This window comes from Paenibacillus lentus, from assembly GCF_003931855.1.
GTDB classification, from domain to species: Bacteria; Bacillota; Bacilli; order Paenibacillales; family Paenibacillaceae; genus Fontibacillus; species Fontibacillus lentus.
Map to the genome: position 1 here is coordinate 3335948 of NZ_CP034248.1, position 16792 is coordinate 3352739.

The following is a 16792-nucleotide window of genomic DNA, read 5'->3' on the forward strand; positions in this document are numbered from 1 at the left end:
TTCAAAGAATCGGCATCTCTCAGGATTGATTATAAACATGATGAAAGGAGGATTAACGTTATTGTTCAAGGCCTGAGGATCAGTAATTCATTCTGAAACGAGGTGGTTTAAGAGATTAAGAGAGTAAAAGAGTCGGTTGTGAACGTTCTTGATTCTATCCAATCTAAAGGAGGAAAATAAAATGACTGCTGAGGTTATATTAGAACGGAAGTACTCGAAAATTAAAATGTTCTTAGTTGCTGCGGGAACTATGCTCGTTATGCTTGCTTGTTCTGCGGTATTTGCTGATAACGCTTCCGCACACGGTCATGTCATTGACAGCCGTGCGGACTTGTGCGCGAGAGGGGAAAATGTCAATTGCGGCAGAGTCATCTATGAACCGTTCAGCGTAGAGGGACGTGGAGATTTCCCTGAATTTGGCGTACCTGATGGACAAATTGCCAGCGCTGGTATATTCACAGAGTTAGATGAGCAGACTTCTACCCGTTGGCAAAAAGTAAATTTGACAGGCGGAGAGCATACGTTCCATTGGGAAATCGTCGCTAACCACAGCACAAATACTTGGGATTATTATATTACCAAGAAGGGTTGGGATCCGAATTCACCGCTCAAGCGGGCCGATCTGGAGCTGTTCTGCAGATATATTGATGATGGGGCTATCCCGCCGGATGATGTATACCATGATTGTTACATCCCGAATGATCGCGAAGGCTATTATGTAATTGTTGCTGTATGGGATATCGCGGATACGCCCAATGCGTTCTATCAAGTGATCGATGCCAACTTGAGCATTAATCCGTCCGCGCCTACAACGCCAGAGCCTGGCTTTCCAGGTGATCCTAACCGGTTTGGCGAACACCTGATCTGGAATGCTATCCGAATTTACAATGAAGGTGATATTGTCATTCACAACGGGCAGTTCTGGGAAGCTCTGTGGTGGACGCAAAATCAGGAACCAGGAACGACAGGCCAGTGGGGGCCGTGGAAGCTGATCGGTGACGCGCCGCCCCAGTAAGCTTAGGGGTGATAATCAAGCATAATAACTCAGTCATAGAAATGTTTATAAAGTAGGAAGGAGTCCAATGAGTGAAAATTGGGCTCCTTTTGAATTGGGTTGTATAATCGAACAATACATTGGCTCATTTAGACCTGAATTTGAGCGCTCGATCGCTGTCAAAATTATTATATCAAGATAACCTTGATTTTTTAAAATAAACGTGGTAATATTAAATTTGTCGAAATTGAAACGAATTCACATGTTGAACAGAGTCTCATTTTATGATGGAACTTTTCTCAATGTGTGATTTTTTTTATTTTGTGGGAAAATGATCATGTTAAATAATATTTGGAGGTAATAACATGCAAACAGGTACAGTTAAATGGTTTAACGCGGAGAAAGGCTTTGGATTTATCGAAATCGAGGACGGAAATGACGTATTCGTTCATTTCAGCGCAATCGAAGGCGAAGGCTTCAAAACATTGGACGAGGGTCAACGTGTTCAGTTCAATGTGACACAAGGCAATCGCGGACCGCAAGCCGAGAATGTTACAAAAATTTACTAATCTAAGACAAGGCTGCTCCTGCATATTAAGGAGCAGCTTTTCTTCATAGGAGCGGAACAGACCTTTCTCTAAACTTTATTAGAAATGGGGAATGTTGAAGTGAAAGTTAAGTTGATTTTTACGAACAAAGGACAAATCGCTATAGATAATTTCGACAATGGCGAGCTCATTGAGATATTCTCAAGATACATGAAGACACTCACGAAACAATTTGATGTAGAGGCTTCAGTTCCGATTGAGGCCAATCAGAATATTACCGATGAAGGCGCGATAAGAGTATCCCTTACTAACGTTAACTGCGACGTCAATATTTTCTTTAAAGAACTAGGGAAAGATATTAAGGTTCCTTTGAGGAAGAGGCTCGATAAAGACGGGAAATTAGATAACGTATTTAAAATAGAAGTCATTGAATAGCCGGAAAAAACCACTTATTATGCAAGTGGTTTTTTTGTGCTGTTTTGAATCCTGCAACAAGGAAACATATTTCTTGGCTCTTTAGGAAAGAACTAAACTATGTTAACTGAACCCATTGACATTCAAAGAGAAGGTGGTCAAGTGGATTTACATAATGATAACAATATATATAAACCGGGAGATATCGTCTACGTCTTTTACCGCAATCCGCACACCCAGGATGTAGCTCATATCCAGCAGGCGGCAGTTGTGAACCATCCGGATAATCCGCAGGAGCTGGCCATGTTCCTATATGAAACGTATTACCCGCTTTCTCATGAAATGGCAGTCTATACGACACAGGAAGAGGCGGAGCAGGCTTACAGGTATTACTTCGGGACGGCGTCCGAGGAGAGCTTCGAATGATTAACCCTTTTACTCCAAAGCTGATCTACTTTGAGCCGGATGCCTTGGAATATCCCTTGGGGAAAGAGCTTTATGATAAATTTTCAAAAATGGACGTTGAAATCCGCTACACCACTTCGCATAATCAAGTCCGAAATTTACCCGGAGACAATGACTTTCAAAGATATCGGGTAGCGAAATCAACGCTGGTCGTTGGCATTCGCAAAACGCTGAAATTTGACACGTCCAAGCCGTCAGCGGAATATGCCATTCCGTTTGCGACAGGCTGTATGGGACATTGCCATTACTGCTATTTGCAGACGACGATGGGAAGCAAGCCGTATATTCGCACCTATGTCAACGTGGAAGAGATTTTGGAAGCAGCGGATCAATATATAGAGGAACGGGCGCCGGAGCCGACCCGATTTGAGGCCTCATGTACTTCAGATATCGTAGGGATCGACCACCTTACACATACGTTAAAAAGAGCCATTGAGCATTTTGGCCAATCCGAATACGGAAAGCTGAGATTCGTTACGAAATTTCATCATGTGGATCACTTGCTCGACGCCAAGCATCAGGGGAGAACGCGATTTCGCTTCAGCGTCAATGCCGACTATGTTATCAAAAATTTTGAACCTGGGACGTCGCCGTTAGCGCAACGGATCGAGGCGGCTGGCAAGGTGGCGAGAGCCGGTTATCCCTTGGGATTTATCGTCGCTCCGATTTACCTGCATGAAGGGTGGGAGGAGGGCTACTATCATATGTTTGAACGTCTGGACGCCGAACTGCCAGAGGACGTCCGGGAGGACATTACATTCGAATTCATCCAGCATCGGTTTACCAAACCGGCCAAGCGTGTAATCGAGAAAAACTATCCGATGACCAAGCTGGAATTGGACGAGGAGAAGCGGAGATATAAATGGGGCAAGTATGGGATTGGAAAATACATTTATCCAAAAGAAGAGGAGAGGGAGCTAAAGAACCATCTTTACGGGTATATGGAGAAGTTTTTTCCTGAGGCCAGGCTGGAGTATTTTACTTAGATGATGGATACTCCTGTGACTTTTTCTATAGCATAATGCCTCCTATTTTTGTTATTTTTATTAGTGGAGGTGGATTACGCATGAAAGTCAGTTATCCATTAAAAGGAGCGGCAGATTTGAAAGAAATTAAAGAGTCCCTTAAACCCTACGGCGGTCGTTGCGCGAAAATCGTAGAAGGAACTCTAGAATATCAAATCAAAGATGAGAATGAGAACGCAGCATATGAGGCGTTGAAGAATAAAGGCTATATCGAGTAAAAGTCAGGAGAGCTCCTGACTTTTTCTTATGCTTCAATATTTGATTTCTTCAGGACGGGTATCCATATTTCGCTTTTAAAAGTGGGTGAGCTAACATCCTTACTTTCATTCCAGAGGATCTCCGGCCCTTCCGTCTGCTCATAGTTGGAGGAAGGGAACCATTCTGAATAAATACGTCCCCATACATTTTGCAGCGTATCGGGAAACGGTCCAATCGCTTCGAAGACCGCCCATGCTTGAGCCGGGACATGGAGCGATGCAAAGTGAACCGGGCACTCCTTGGTGGTTGCAACACCGATATAATGATCAAGCTCTCCTCGTTCCTCCATTCTGCCCTCAGAAAAGTTCGTCGACGCACTGATCAGTCCCGCTGGTTCTACATTAGAAAGTGACTTAAGTTCCTTGATCGATTCTTCGTTTAAGCTGGACCACATCGAGGCGATCTCCGGATTCACTCCATGGAATATAATCGGGACACGCTTCATCAGTCCAACAATGTAAAAAGCTTCTTTCTCCTCTATACGGTAGTTCATTTCGCTTCCCCCTTGAATGGTTAATTGGAAGGTCATACGCGGATAGGCTTTAAGAGAATGGCCGTTATACCTTGCTTCGGACGGCGTGATGCCATGCAGGCTTTGAAAAGCACGGGTAAAAGCATCTGGGGAGTTATAGCCATATTTCAGAGCGATATCAATGACTTTGGCAGGGCTACCTGTAAGTTCAAAAGCGGCAGCTGTAAGCCTTCTTCGGCGGATGTACTCCGACAATGGAACATTTGCAAGGAAAGAGAACATCCTTTTGAAATGATATTCCGAGCAGGCAGCCAGCCTTGCAACCTCTTTATAGTCGATAGCACATGTAAGATTAGCCTCAATATACTCCATCGCTTCATTCATTTTTTTTAGCAAATCCACGTGGGTAACCTCCTTTATCCTTACCATAGCATCTTCCACATGCTCCTCTCCCGACATTTGGTGCACAGGTTTGCAGGGTGACTCTCTAGAGAAGCCCTAATATAGAACCTTAGGATGATCCGTGAGTTTCATTTCATAATTATAAACTTTGTGGGTTCATTCTTTGAAAGCATATGGAAGAGACTGAAAATTAAAATATGACCAATCGAAGGAAATTTATCCGTAAAAACCCAACTATTGCTGCATACAATTTGTATATATAAAGATTAAAGCTATTTTGGAGAGGAGAAGGATCGGAAATGAAGCTGCTATTTTTTATGCTACCATATCACGGTCATATTAATCCTACTTTATCTGTCGCAGAGGAGCTGGTTCGCCGCGGTGATCAAGTCGTGTATTACACGACAAAGGAGTTTACAGGTAAGGTTGGCAGCATAGGAGCAGAAATCCGTCTGATCGGTGAGGAATTTGGTTTCCAAATGGAGGAGGCGGAGGATGAGCGATTGACAGTTAACCTGCGTTCGGGGGAATATTATGTGGACAACCTGAACCGCCATGTTGCTAAGGCCTCCGATTTGCTGGGAGAAGTACGCCTTGAGAATGCGGACGGTGTCGTATGCGATCCAATGTGCCTATGGGGACGGACCGTCGCCGAACAGTTAGAGCTCCCGAGGGCTTTATTCTTTTCAGGGATTGCCGTAACCGCGGACTCTCCTGTATTCGATTACTTCTCCAGGTTATTCGAAGGAGATATCCCCGAAATCATAACGGATATGTTCCTGAAGTCGGAGCCGCTCATGCTCGCCCCGATCCCGCGGGAGTTCCAGCCGGATTCGGAATATTTAGCGGATAGCTTTGAGTTTATCGGTCCGACAGTCGTGGACAGGGGAATGGAAACGGATTTCCCGTTTCAGGAAATTGCTGATCATCCCACGATATTCATTTCACTTGGCAGCGTACTTCATAATCCTCAATTTTATGATCTTTGCGTGGAAGCCTTCGCGGATACGCGCTGGAAGGTCGTAATGGTGTGTAAAACGCCGCCGGAAAAGGTTCCGGCTAATTTCCTCATTTCCCCTTTTGTTCCGCAATTAAAAATTTTGCAGTATGCCGAGCTTTTCATCTCTCATGGCGGAATGAATTCAGTGATGGAGTCACTCTGGTATGGTGTCCCTCTCCTGATGGTGCCGCAAAGCTCCGATCAGCCGCTTGTCGCTGCCAGGGCTGAGGCGCTGAAGCTAGGGCGGAAGTTAGAGCTTCAGACGCTTACGCCAAGCCAGCTGCTGGAGAGCGCCGAGGAAGTTCTCGCCGACTCAGCAATACTAGAAGGCGTACAGCGGATGCAATCTACATTGCATAATAGTGGCGGCAGCAAGCGGGGCGCAGATGTCATTCAGCAGTACTTTTCGATACCGGTATTTGATTGAGCTGAACTGAACGATGGTAAGCCTTCCAAAGAGGTTTTGGAAGGCTTTTAGATGTCCTTAAATTAGGATATATTAATACAGGAGTCCATGCATTTGAAATACATTAGTGAATAGAGGTACATAATAAATGGGGAATGGTGATAACTCGGATCAATTGAATACGATAACTTATTAAGAATAGGAGATAAGATGACGGACAAAAAAGCAACCGTAGAAGCAGGATGGAACTTTGACAACAGTTATGCCAAGCTGTCGGATATACTTTATACCCTGCAAAATCCAACGCCCGTGCGCGAACCGAAGCTGGTCGTGTTCAACGAATCGCTTGCGGAATCCCTCGGGTTGAATGTGGAAGCATTGCAAGGCAGTGAAGGTGCAGCTGTGTTCGCTGGTAATGAGATTCCCGAAGGGGCTCAGCCTCTCGCTCAAGCGTATGCAGGTCATCAGTTTGGCTATTTCACCATGCTGGGTGACGGACGAGCCGTACTGCTCGGAGAACAGCTAACGCCTCAAGGGGAACGAGTCGATATCCAGTTTAAAGGATCTGGTCGAACACCATATTCTCGCGGCGGCGATGGCCGGGCGGTGCTTGGGCCGATGCTGCGAGAATATATCATCAGCGAAGCCATGCACGCGTTAGGCATTCCGACGACGCGCAGCCTTGCTGTGGTGACGACGGGTCAGCCAGTCATGCGTGAGTCGGAGCAGATCGGCGCGATATTGACTCGCGTGGCGGCTAGTCATATCCGTGTCGGCACCTTCCAGTATGCCGCAGGTCGAGGGGAGCGCGAAGAGCTTCGTGCCTTGGCGGATTATACGCTGCAAAGACATTATCCGGAAGCGTTGGCGAATGCGGAGAATAGCGAGAATCGTTATTTAATTTTGCTTCGGGAAGTGATCAGCAGCCAGGCCAAGCTTATCGCGAAGTGGCAGTTAGTCGGTTTTATCCACGGCGTGATGAACACGGACAACATGACGCTGAGCGGAGAGACGATCGACTATGGGCCTTGTGCGTTTATGGACACCTATGATCCGGCGACCGTGTTCAGCTCCATTGACCGTGAAGGGCGTTATGCTTATGGAAATCAACCTTATATCGGGGCATGGAATCTCGCTAGATTAGCGGAGTCTCTGCTGCCGCTGCTGCATGACGATGAGGAACAGGCATTGAAGATTGCGGAAGAAGCCATTGGCGGTTTTACCGAGCAGTTTCAACGACATTGGCTGGCGGGAATGAGGGCGAAGCTGGGGCTCTTTAACGTGGAACCGGACGATGAAGCCCTGATTAAAGAGATCCTGAAGCTGATGCACAAACACCGTGCGGACTATACGAATACGTTCAGAGCTTTAACCTTCGGCAAATGGCAGGATATGGCGCTATCTGAGGATGCAGAGTTTGAGCCGTGGCTTCAGCGATGGCATTCAAGATTAGACAGGGAGGAGGAGAGCAAGGAAGCTTCGCATCAATTGATGCGGGACAGCAACCCTGCCGTCATCCCCCGCAATCACCGGGTGGAAGAAGCTCTCGAAGCCGCAGAGAAGAATGGAGATTACAGCGTGATGGAGCGGCTGCTAAGCGTTCTCGCGAATCCTTACGCGCACACTGCGGAACAGGAGGAATATTGTCAACTTCCTGAACCGTCTCTGCGTCCTTACCGAACTTACTGCGGAACGTGAATGAAGTGGATGAGAAGTTGGTTAGCGAAGTGAACACGCCGACTTGATACAACACATACTCTATATACTAAGTAAACAAAGGGAATGAAGTGCGAAGGGCTTGATGACAAGCCCTTTTTTGCTGTGCGCCTCTGTGATTAGGAGTAAGACGTTATGGATCGCCTGAACTTCATCTTCTTTTTTTGAATAGCCGTATGCTACACTTAAAATAATGAATAAATTTAATTAGGAGCTTCCTATGCGTACATATTGGATTTGGTTGTTTTTATTATGCGTAACCTGGATCTTTGCACTTCAGCATGCATCCTTAAATACGGCAATGATGACTCCGAGGTTGATGGGCAGCGCATTGTTCTTTACAGCCTATTTCATTTCTCCGTTATTGAGAACGAAGCCGATCCTGCTGGCAATGAACCTGAGCCTCGCTTCGCTTGTCGCCAGTATGGTGTTGTGGCCTGATCCTCTCGGTACGGCTAATCCTTACACCATCCTAGTGTTGTCTTTGATTGCGTGTAAGGCTGCATACAGGTTGCCGCCGATTCAGGCCTGGATCGTAGGCCTTGTTGTTATTCTAAGCGCTGCAGCTCCTGCTGCCACTCATAATCCATCCTTGCCCCCTGTCTATCTCGCATTGCACACGGCTATGCTCGCGGCTGCGCTAATCGCATTTCGCAGCAGTTGGCAGCGGGGAGAGGCGGCGGAAGCACGGAATGAAGCGCTGCTTAGCGAGTATCGGAGAATGAAGCGACATCTCGCCTCGGGCGAAGAGCTGGCCCGCCAAGAAGAGCGGGCTCAAATTGGACGGGAAATTCATGACTCCGTAGGACATAAGCTGACGGCTCTCATGATGCAGCTTGAAGTGTTCCGCATGCAAGCCGAGGGCGAGGCGGAGGTACGAGCTCGGCATCTAAAAGAGCTGGCGCGGGAGAGTCTGGAGGAGACGAGAAGCGCCGTGAAAGCGTTGAAGAGCAATGAGCCTGGCGGATTGCCGGCAATTATGAGACTGATCCGCCAGCTGGAAGCGGATAGTCTGATCAAGATTCATTTTACGGTCAAGCACGGTGCGATGTCTGCGCCATTAACGAATGAACAGTCCATTGCGGTATATCGCGTTGTCCAGGAGGCTCTGACGAATATTATGAAGCACGGTAAATCCCGGGAGGCCGAGGTTACATTCGAAGCCCCTGGGGGCAGCGTATTTCGCTTCGAAATTTCGAATCCCAGTGCGCAAGCAGACACCTTCCGGGAAGGCTTCGGTCTGCAGTCGATGCGGGAGAGAATCGAGAGCAATCGTGGCCGATTTCAGGTCATTCTTCATCATGACCGATTTATTGTCAGCGGTGTATTACCGCTAAACTTACATATGACCCAGGGGGAGACGACCCGATGATCAAAATTTTGCTTGCCGAGGATCAGGCGATGGTACGCCAAGGTTTAAAAATGATGATAGAAACAGACGAAGGGCTTCGTGTGACAGGCGAAGCAGTTCATGGCCGAGAGGCGGTGGAGCTCAACGAGCGGCATATGTTCGATCTGGTCATCCTAGATATACAGATGCCGGTCATGAACGGCTTGGAGGCTGCACGAGTCATTCGTAAAAGATGGCCGGAGCGGAAGGTGCTTATGCTGACGACGTTCAATGACGATGAGTATGCGCTGGAGGCGTTAAAAAGCGGGGCAAGTGGGTATTTACTCAAGGACGCAGAGCCTGAGGCATTAATTCGTTCCATCCGCAGTTGTATGTCAGGCGGACTAACCTTGCAGGATGACGTTGCCGCAAAGGTGATTCCGCGGCTGCTTCGCAGAACCGAGGAGGAGGAAGAGCGTTCCATCGATCCTGCTATTACACCACGGGAACTGGATATTCTGAAGCTAGTAGGTGAAGGGCGGAGCAATCGGGAAATCTCCGATGAACTGGGTTTGACCGTCGGAACCGTAAAAAATCATATGAGCCAGCTGATGGATAAGCTGGAATTGCGCGATCGTACCCAGCTCGCCATCTATGCCATTCGCCATAATATCGTATAGCCAACATTGGAGAAGGTACAGATTTTTAAATCATGCATGACTAGAGTCATGGGTAGAGCGTGAATAGATGACGGAGGACAGTGTGAGCACTGTCTTTTTGTTTGTATACTGACGAATATAACTACAGATTTGGTGTACGGAATTGAAGGAGGCATAGGATATGATAGAAGCCCTAGAGCTAAGAAAAGTGTTCAAAGGAAAGACCGCGGTTGACGATGTCAGTTTTTATTTGGATGAGGGTGAATCCGTCGGTCTGCTTGGGCCAAATGGAGCGGGTAAATCGACAACGATCTCCATGGTATCTTCCTTATTGAAGCCGAATGCGGGCGATGTAAGACTGCATGGAACGAGCGTCATTGGTAAGCCACAGCTCATTCGTCAGGTGTTGGGAGTCGTGCCGCAGGAAATTGCCCTGTATCAGGAGCTCAGCGCCTACGAGAATTTGAAATTTTTTGGCGGATTATACCGCTTGAAGGGTATACAGCTGGAGATGAAAATTCAAAAACTGCTGGAGATGGTCGGGCTGAGTGATCGGCAGAAGGAGCTCATTAAAACCTACTCCGGCGGGATGAAGAGACGGATCAATATCGCGGCAGCGCTGCTGCATGATCCGAAAATCGTCATTATGGATGAACCGACGGTGGGCATTGATCCTCAATCCCGCAACCACATCCTGGATACCGTCAGATGGTTAAACCGCGAGAAGGGAACAACGGTCTTATATACGAGCCATTACATCGAAGAAGTCGAGCAGCTATGCAGCCGAATTTACATCATGGATCATGGTCGGATTATCGCTTCGGGGACGAAGGAGGAGCTGCGCCGGATTTTGTCCGGAGAAGACACCTTATTGCTTCAGCTTGATAAGCCAAGCAAAGAACTGATACAGGAGCTTCGGACGTTGACGCCGATCCGGCAGGTCGAGGAAACCGAGAACGGGTTAAAGCTCATTGCCGCCAAGCAAAGCAATTTGTTATCCCAAGTCGTTCAAGCCGCCGAACGGCATCACATTCAGATCATCAGCATACATGTACACACGCCAAGCCTGGAGGATGTCTTCCTGCATCTGACCGGCCGGACGCTGAGAGACTAGGAGGGAGCGCATTTGATCCCGTTTTTTAAGAAGGATTTCCTCGTTTTCTGGAGAGATCGGAAGGAGCTTCTGATCTCGCTCATTACGCCGATTGTTCTTATTATTATCCTTGGATTTGCATTGCCTGGCTGGATCGAGAATCCAACCAAGTCACTGGAGATCAAAGCGGCCATCGTGAATCTGGATGATGAGCCAGCCGCCTTGCAGCAATTCCAAGAATCGCTGACCTCCCGTATAGCATTGGAAGAAATAACGCAATTCTCCAAGGGGCATGGGGAGCAATTATCACCGATCCGCTCACTTATGGAGCTGCTCCAATCTGAAGAGGTCATGAGCATCGTTCATTTGCAGGAGCTAAGCCGTGAGGAAGCTCATCGGCAGCTGGAGGAGGAACAGATTGAGGCGATCATTACCATACCAGATGGTTTTACGAATGCGGCACTCCACAAAATGCTATTGAACGAGGGAGAGGGAGCGGCGCTCCAGATCATTGCCGGAGAAGCATCCCTTCAGGTAGATGTACTGGGGGAAATCATTCACGGATATATGCAGATGCTGAATTTTCAATCCGCGTTCCAAAATGTCGGGGGCACGGACACAGCCGTTGTAGTTGCTTCGTTGACCGATATGGAGAATGTAGGAGGCCGTGAAATATTACCAGGTGTGGAGACGGTCACTTCTTTTCAATATTACGCCTTGGCAGTTAGTATCGTATTTGCTCTGCTCTTATCCACTACGACAGCCACTAAGGCCGTGACAGAGAAACGGGAGCATACCCTGGAGCGAATTTTGCTTACAGGCTCGCATCCTGTACAATATTTGTCGGGAAAAATGAGCTCTACGTTTTGCTTGTCCATATTGCAGCTTACGATTGTATTACTCATATCGCATTTTGCATTAGGCATATTCCCGGGGCGTTCGCTGCAATTCTGGCTGGGCATGTTCCTGGTTCTGATTTTTTTAGCGCTTTGCGTAGGAGCATTGGCTTCGCTGTTCACCGCCTTGGTGTTCCGGTTGGAAGACTCCGTTGCTAACGGCATTAGTTTTCTTGTTATTTTAATTGCAGGAACAATTGGCGGCAGCTTCGCACCGATCTATGTGCTTCCGAAGTGGCTGCAATCCGCTGGTGAATGGACGCCGAACGGATTTACGTTGGCGGTGCTGCTGGAATGGCTTCAGACCGAGACGGTCACGAATCTGATTGGGGCAATGGTGAAGCTGGGTGTGTTCGCAGTAGTAGCGACATGTAGCGCAATCTGGCTGTTTCCGAGAAGGGGGCGTATCTGATGAATCCGATATTTTTAGCGCAATGGATGAAGGAAAAGCGTTCACCGATCATGGTTCTCGCCTTCTGCGGATTAAGCATTCTGGCTACACTCATGTTCGGGATGGGCATGGACAACAAGATCAAAATCGGTGTCTTCCCTGCGCAAGGAGTTGAAGCATCTATTGTAGAGCAATGGGTGGGTCGTTTAAATGAGAGCGAAGCGATTGAATTCTTCCTTCAGGACGAGCAGGAGGCGCGCTCAGAAGTACGCGGGGGACGTGCCGATGCGGCACTGCAAGTGATGGAGAGGGACTATCGTTTTATTGCAGCCATCGACAATCCGAACATACACATTATGGAGCAGCATGTTCGTACCGTATTTATCGAGGAACTCCAATTGCAGACGGCAGCGGAATACGCTGAAGATGCGGAAGGCTTCCGGGCAGAGGTCGAACGTTATTTGAAACAGCCACCGATCACTGTTCAGCTATATGCTGCTGATGGAAGCGAGCTGGCTAGATATGATATGAGCCTGCAGCTGTTATTCACGTTTACATTATTTCTCGCCGCCTTTACGGTCGGCTTCAAGGTCAATGCCATGACGACGGAGAAAGTCTCAGGCATCTGGAGCCGCATGATTCTATCGCCGATTCGCAAATCGGAGATGTACCTGGGGCATCTGCTGTACAGCCTGCTGATCGGTTTTGTACAAATTCTTATCGTATTTCTTCTCTTCCGTTACGTGATTGGGTTCAACATGGGGAACCACTTCGGAATGCTGATCCTGATTGCCGCGCTGTATACCTTGACGATTGTCTCTTTTTGCATACTGATTGCAGGAATGGTTCGGACTCCTGAACAGTTTAACATGGTCTTTCCATCTTTCCTTCCGATGATGCCGCTTTTAAGCGGAGGATATATGCCGCCGGGGACGATTACGAATAAAATTCTGCTTGGCATATCTGAAGTGCTTCCCTTGAAGCATGCTCTGGATGCCCTGACGGGGATTGCGATCTACAATAGAGGCTGGCTGGATATCTTGCCGTCACTGGCTAAGCTTTGTATTATTGGTGTGATTTGCATGGGGATCGGCATTAACTTGATGGAGCGGCGTAGAGCCTAATTTTCTGCTATATGGGCCCTGTGAAATAGAAAAGAACATGACAGTTCCATGCGGATGGGAGCTGTCATGTTTTTGTATATGAATCTGTTTTATAACGATATGAAAAGCAAGACGGCGGACAAGATCAGTAGAATTAAGATCCATAATGGATTAATATATAATTATCTTGAATATATTGGTATATTAAGTTGATAATGGAACATAGTGAGGTTTGTATGAGGCGAATCAGAACATTTTTAGAAATTTTATATAGACAGACGATTAGCGATAGGAAAATTAACATCGTGATTCTTTGCATCTTAACTCTAGCTTTTTCCTTTTTATTTGTAATCTCACAGGAAGTTATTCAAAAGTTTACTGAATACGGTGAATTAGATGAAGGTGCAAGAACCTATGAAATAAGCTTTTCAGGAATTAACTCTGTAAAGTCGTTTGATGTTATTCTGAAAGAGTTTAGCAGCAGAAATATCGAGAAAATCAAACATATTAATTTGACAGTTAGAAACAACGGAATATTTCATTTGGATCTGATTTTTTCTAGTAACTACAAGGATATATATCCTCAGTCCATGGAAAATAGAATTATTCAGGGTAGAAATTTTAGCGAAAATGAGATAGATGCTGGTGAAGACGTAATAATACTTAGTCAGAGTGATTATTCTGAATTTTATTCAAATGTTAGCTTAGGCGATAGGATCGACTTTTCTGGCTACGATTTTGAATTAATAGGAATTAGCAGGGATGATAATAAAACGAGCTCAGTAATCCCTTACAATACGATCTTAAAAATATCACAATACAACAATAACCCCTTTCGCATGAATGAAGCATTCCTTACGTTGGAAGAGCGGTTAAGTAAAAAAGAAATCCGTAAGATGATCAAGGCAGCGAGAAATAACGATTTAAACGATGCTAATATTCAGATTAAAACTTCATCTTCCTGGATGATGGTAAGTATAATGGAGAATATTTCTGGAAGTGTCATGGCGTCTTTAGTAGTTATTTTTTTCTGTGTTCTTAACATATTTAAAATGATAAAAATATTACACTTGCGAAACAAGAATACTATGATGATATATCGAAACCTAGGTTATGAAAACCTATATATAATTTTAACTTTTGTTGTCGAGATATTTATTTTATTCATGATTTCTATCAGTGTAAGTCACTATATCTCCATTCACTTAGGCTCTATTATTAAGAGTATGAGCTTTATTTAGTGCAGAAAAGGACAGTTATGAGAAAAAAATATGAATTTATAAAGCTATTTATCAAAAACAGTGAGAAAAAATATTTATTGCTTGGTTTTGAGTTAGTAGTATTCTGCTTTCTTTTTCATATCGTTTTTTATAACGTGAATGAGATTAAACATCTTAAGCAAACTTTGGAGAGTATAGGCTCATCTGAGCTTTACCGAGCTGATTATAATTTAGAAAATGTAAATAATATAAATGATGAGTTGAATAAATTAGAGGAAATGTTACCCCAAGGAATACAGCTCCTTGCTCCATCCAAGGGCGTCGCGTTTACGAATCAATACTATGATTATAGGCAAGTTACTGCAAGCTTTTTAACTCCAAATGAAGTGCAACAATATAGATATAACCTTTCAAAAGGTGAATATTTTGACAAACAGCAGGTTCAAGAGGGGATATATCCTGCAATAATACCGGAAGAACTAAGTGGCCATTATAAACTTGGTGAAGTATATAACATAGATATAGTCAAAAAATTTGAGACGATAAAATCGATTAAAATAGAAGTAATTGGTAGCCGTAAAAATAATTATATTTTAGATACCGCTTATGCAAGCACCAATATATTTAATCGAGAGGCTACGATTTTAGTCTTTGATAAATTTAATGAAATGTCTCCATTTTTTTATACAGAATACAAAGGAGACCTTTCTATTACGTTAAAAAATAAAGGTGCTTATTCGGAAAATTTATTTATTTCTATGCTAGAGGATTACGGATTAAGGAATGTAGAAAGCATTGAAGATCGTGTTTTGAAGATAAACAGACTGACTTACAAGGATATGTACATTTATGTCATGTTATTAATCGTTATTGTGCCACTCGTTATTTTCTCCTTTGCCAGTTTTCATTATTTGGAATTTCAGAACAGAAAAAGAGAATACTTCATTTATGTAAGTACTGGGTTAGCTTCAGGTTTCTTTTTTCAATCCATACTTTTACTAAATATTGTTGTTTTTATCATTCCAATTATCTTGCAAGAGCTGATCTGGTTTTTGATTTGCGAGATCAGGGATCTCACATTCTATGGGTTGCACAGCCTGTTGATTTTACTTATGGGTATATTAGCTGCAACAATCGCTTCTTTATTTAACACTTATTTTATAAACAAAATTAAATATGACGATAAAATGTTGCATAAGGAGATTTCTTGTGAATAACGACATTGTAATTTTAAAGGGGATAGGAAAACAATATAGTGCACATGGGTTAGCTATAGACAATATAAATTTATCTGTGAAATCCGGTGAGATGGTCGCAATTATTGGTGAATCAGGTTCTGGAAAAACGACTTTACTGAACATCATCGGAGGAAATATCAAGGAATATTTGGGTCATTACAAGTTTCAGGGGAAGGATTTTAACTCCTTGTCCAAAAGAGAAATAGCAGAAAAGAAAAACAAGTGTATCGGTTATATAATACAAGATTACGGACTAATTGATGACCTATCGGTATACAACAATGTCAAGTTACCCTTATTGTTTAATCAAGACATTAAAATAAATCAGATTAAAGGGTTAGTTATGAGTGTACTAGAAAAAGTAAACCTGTCAAAATTTACGGATAGAAAAGTAAGGCAGTTATCTGGTGGAGAAAAACAGAGAGTTGCGATTGCCAGAGCAATCATAAATCGTCCAACGTTAGTTATTGCTGATGAGCCAACAGCGGCGTTAGATACTTCAAACACGTTTAAAGTCATGGAATTATTAAAGAAAATCAATGTTGAGGAAGGAGTTACATTCATTATTGCCACGCACAATAAGAAGGTTGCAGAAATGTGCAATAGAACAATCATGTTGCAGGACGGAAAAATTGTGAATTAAGGTTTTGTTGTCAAAAGAAGTTTGACGGTTTTTAATGAAACCTGCAGCCAGGGCGATATGACCTGGCTGCAGGTTTGTTTGCTTACTTTTTACGAAAAAATACGATCCACGCCTTGAACCTCTTCCGTCGTTAGCAGGATATACATAGTTCTTAATTTGTTAAATACCTGCTCAGCACCCTTGGCCCCTGGAATGATGGCATCGATCGTTTACGAATTGTTTGTAGCTTGATCCGGATAATGAATGTTCATGGATCGATATAGTCGGTTTGGAGACGTTTTAAGCTTTTCTCCACTTCATCTTTCATGAAGGCAGGGGAGTTGTCCATAACCATCTGATTGTCAACGAACTTGGGAGAGACCTTCGTGGCGATGACGATGTCTGAGCGCTTGCCGCTTTCTTTGACGACTTCGCCAATAAGCTCCTCGGAACGTCCCATTCCGTACATAAATGCCGTATCCAGTAGATTAATTCCGTGGTCGATTTTTCCATACAAAACCGGAGAAGCAATGCAGTGCA

17 protein-coding genes and 1 pseudogene are annotated in these 16792 nt (G+C 44.7%); 16 read left to right on the top strand and 2 right to left on the bottom strand.

Going from position 1 to position 16792, the window contains the following annotated elements; genetic code table 11:
• Positions 1 to 181 precede the first annotated feature (181 nt).
• The 6 genes from EIM92_RS15010 to EIM92_RS23735 all read left to right on the top strand — a co-directional run bounded on the left by EIM92_RS15010 (position 182) and on the right by EIM92_RS23735 (position 3664).
• Positions 182 to 1015, top strand: a complete 834-nt coding sequence (locus EIM92_RS15010; RefSeq protein WP_125083340.1) for a lytic polysaccharide monooxygenase — start codon at positions 182 to 184, stop codon at positions 1013 to 1015.
• 344 nt (positions 1016 to 1359) lie between these two features.
• The gene (locus EIM92_RS15015) at positions 1360 to 1563 is read left to right on the top strand and encodes a cold-shock protein (RefSeq protein ID WP_019639749.1); all 204 of its coding nucleotides are present in this window, start codon (positions 1360 to 1362) and stop codon (positions 1561 to 1563) included.
• A gap of 99 nt (positions 1564 to 1662) precedes the next feature.
• Positions 1663 to 1977 carry a hypothetical protein gene (locus EIM92_RS15020; protein WP_125083341.1) on the top strand — a complete coding sequence of 105 codons (315 nt, stop codon included), beginning with the start codon at positions 1663 to 1665 and terminating at the stop codon, positions 1975 to 1977.
• 141 nt (positions 1978 to 2118) lie between these two features.
• On the top strand, positions 2119 to 2382 hold the full coding sequence (locus EIM92_RS15025; RefSeq protein ID WP_125085204.1) for a transcriptional regulator SplA domain-containing protein: 264 nt from the start codon (positions 2119 to 2121) through the stop codon (positions 2380 to 2382).
• Positions 2379 to 3407, top strand: coding sequence for a spore photoproduct lyase (splB, locus tag EIM92_RS15030; RefSeq protein WP_125083342.1), 1029 nt, complete (start codon positions 2379 to 2381; stop codon positions 3405 to 3407). Before EIM92_RS15025 ends, splB begins: the two co-directional genes overlap by 4 nt.
• Positions 3408 to 3487: 80 nt before the next feature.
• Entirely contained in the window at positions 3488 to 3664 is a 177-nt protein-coding gene (locus tag EIM92_RS23735; RefSeq protein ID WP_164515114.1) for a hypothetical protein, read from the top strand.
• Between the two features lie 26 nt (positions 3665 to 3690).
• Here EIM92_RS23735 and EIM92_RS15035 read toward each other — a convergent pair whose 3' ends face one another.
• The gene (locus EIM92_RS15035; protein ID WP_125083343.1) at positions 3691 to 4578 is read right to left on the bottom strand and encodes an AraC family transcriptional regulator; all 888 of its coding nucleotides are present in this window, start codon (positions 4576 to 4578) and stop codon (positions 3691 to 3693) included.
• Positions 4579 to 4877: 299 nt separating this feature from the next.
• Between EIM92_RS15035 and EIM92_RS15040 the strand changes: the two genes are divergently transcribed.
• From EIM92_RS15040 to EIM92_RS15085, 10 genes are all read left to right on the top strand, one after another.
• Positions 4878 to 6005 (top strand): nucleotide disphospho-sugar-binding domain-containing protein, encoded by a 1128-nt coding sequence (locus tag EIM92_RS15040; RefSeq protein WP_125083344.1) that lies wholly within the window; start codon positions 4878 to 4880, stop codon positions 6003 to 6005.
• A gap of 189 nt (positions 6006 to 6194) precedes the next feature.
• Positions 6195 to 7682 (top strand): protein adenylyltransferase SelO, encoded by a 1488-nt coding sequence (locus EIM92_RS15045; protein WP_125083345.1) that lies wholly within the window; start codon positions 6195 to 6197, stop codon positions 7680 to 7682.
• A gap of 238 nt (positions 7683 to 7920) precedes the next feature.
• Positions 7921 to 9072: a sensor histidine kinase gene (locus tag EIM92_RS15050; RefSeq protein ID WP_125083346.1), complete on the top strand. Its 1152-nt coding sequence runs from the start codon at positions 7921 to 7923 to the stop codon at positions 9070 to 9072.
• The gene (locus EIM92_RS15055; RefSeq protein WP_125083347.1) at positions 9069 to 9710 is read left to right on the top strand and encodes a response regulator; all 642 of its coding nucleotides are present in this window, start codon (positions 9069 to 9071) and stop codon (positions 9708 to 9710) included. Before EIM92_RS15050 ends, EIM92_RS15055 begins: the two co-directional genes overlap by 4 nt.
• Before the next feature lie 160 nt (positions 9711 to 9870).
• Complete coding sequence (locus EIM92_RS15060; RefSeq protein WP_125083348.1) at positions 9871 to 10803, top strand: ABC transporter ATP-binding protein; 933 nt, start codon at positions 9871 to 9873, stop codon at positions 10801 to 10803.
• Between the two features lie 12 nt (positions 10804 to 10815).
• The gene (locus EIM92_RS15065) at positions 10816 to 12090 is read left to right on the top strand and encodes an ABC transporter permease (RefSeq protein ID WP_125083349.1); all 1275 of its coding nucleotides are present in this window, start codon (positions 10816 to 10818) and stop codon (positions 12088 to 12090) included.
• The gene (locus tag EIM92_RS15070; RefSeq protein WP_125083350.1) at positions 12090 to 13193 is read left to right on the top strand and encodes an ABC transporter permease; all 1104 of its coding nucleotides are present in this window, start codon (positions 12090 to 12092) and stop codon (positions 13191 to 13193) included. The genes EIM92_RS15065 and EIM92_RS15070 overlap by 1 nt, the downstream gene beginning before the upstream one ends.
• A 215-nt stretch (positions 13194 to 13408) precedes the next feature.
• Entirely contained in the window at positions 13409 to 14413 is a 1005-nt protein-coding gene (locus tag EIM92_RS15075; RefSeq protein ID WP_164515115.1) for an ABC transporter permease, read from the top strand.
• 17 nt (positions 14414 to 14430) lie between these two features.
• Positions 14431 to 15609, top strand: a complete 1179-nt coding sequence (locus tag EIM92_RS15080) for a hypothetical protein (protein ID WP_125083352.1) — start codon at positions 14431 to 14433, stop codon at positions 15607 to 15609.
• Positions 15602 to 16273, top strand: coding sequence for an ABC transporter ATP-binding protein (locus EIM92_RS15085; RefSeq protein ID WP_164515116.1), 672 nt, complete (start codon positions 15602 to 15604; stop codon positions 16271 to 16273). Before EIM92_RS15080 ends, EIM92_RS15085 begins: the two co-directional genes overlap by 8 nt.
• Positions 16274 to 16494: 221 nt before the next feature.
• On the opposite strand, the pseudogene EIM92_RS24240 reads toward EIM92_RS15085, so the two are convergent.
• Positions 16495 to 16757: pseudogene (locus EIM92_RS24240) on the bottom strand (aldo/keto reductase); the annotation flags it as partial.
• Between the last annotated feature and the right edge of the window lie 35 nt (positions 16758 to 16792).

What these genes read in the sequence shown, in the direction of transcription:
- EIM92_RS15010 (WP_125083340.1), top strand. Translation starts at nt 182, where the DNA reads ATGACTGCTGAGGTTATATTAGAACGGAAGTACTCGAAAATTAAAATG.
- EIM92_RS15070 (WP_125083350.1), top strand. Translation starts at nt 12,090, where the DNA reads ATGAATCCGATATTTTTAGCGCAATGGATGAAGGAAAAGCGTTCACCG.
- EIM92_RS15015 (WP_019639749.1), top strand. Translation starts at nt 1,360, where the DNA reads ATGCAAACAGGTACAGTTAAATGGTTTAACGCGGAGAAAGGCTTTGGA.
- EIM92_RS15075 (WP_164515115.1), top strand. Translation starts at nt 13,409, where the DNA reads ATGAGGCGAATCAGAACATTTTTAGAAATTTTATATAGACAGACGATT.
- EIM92_RS15050 (WP_125083346.1), top strand. Translation starts at nt 7,921, where the DNA reads ATGCGTACATATTGGATTTGGTTGTTTTTATTATGCGTAACCTGGATC.
- splB (WP_125083342.1), top strand. Translation starts at nt 2,379, where the DNA reads ATGATTAACCCTTTTACTCCAAAGCTGATCTACTTTGAGCCGGATGCC.
- EIM92_RS15055 (WP_125083347.1), top strand. Translation starts at nt 9,069, where the DNA reads ATGATCAAAATTTTGCTTGCCGAGGATCAGGCGATGGTACGCCAAGGT.
- EIM92_RS15045 (WP_125083345.1), top strand. Translation starts at nt 6,195, where the DNA reads ATGACGGACAAAAAAGCAACCGTAGAAGCAGGATGGAACTTTGACAAC.
- EIM92_RS15080 (WP_125083352.1), top strand. Translation starts at nt 14,431, where the DNA reads ATGAGAAAAAAATATGAATTTATAAAGCTATTTATCAAAAACAGTGAG.
- EIM92_RS15040 (WP_125083344.1), top strand. Translation starts at nt 4,878, where the DNA reads ATGAAGCTGCTATTTTTTATGCTACCATATCACGGTCATATTAATCCT.
- EIM92_RS23735 (WP_164515114.1), top strand. Translation starts at nt 3,488, where the DNA reads ATGAAAGTCAGTTATCCATTAAAAGGAGCGGCAGATTTGAAAGAAATT.
- EIM92_RS15060 (WP_125083348.1), top strand. Translation starts at nt 9,871, where the DNA reads ATGATAGAAGCCCTAGAGCTAAGAAAAGTGTTCAAAGGAAAGACCGCG.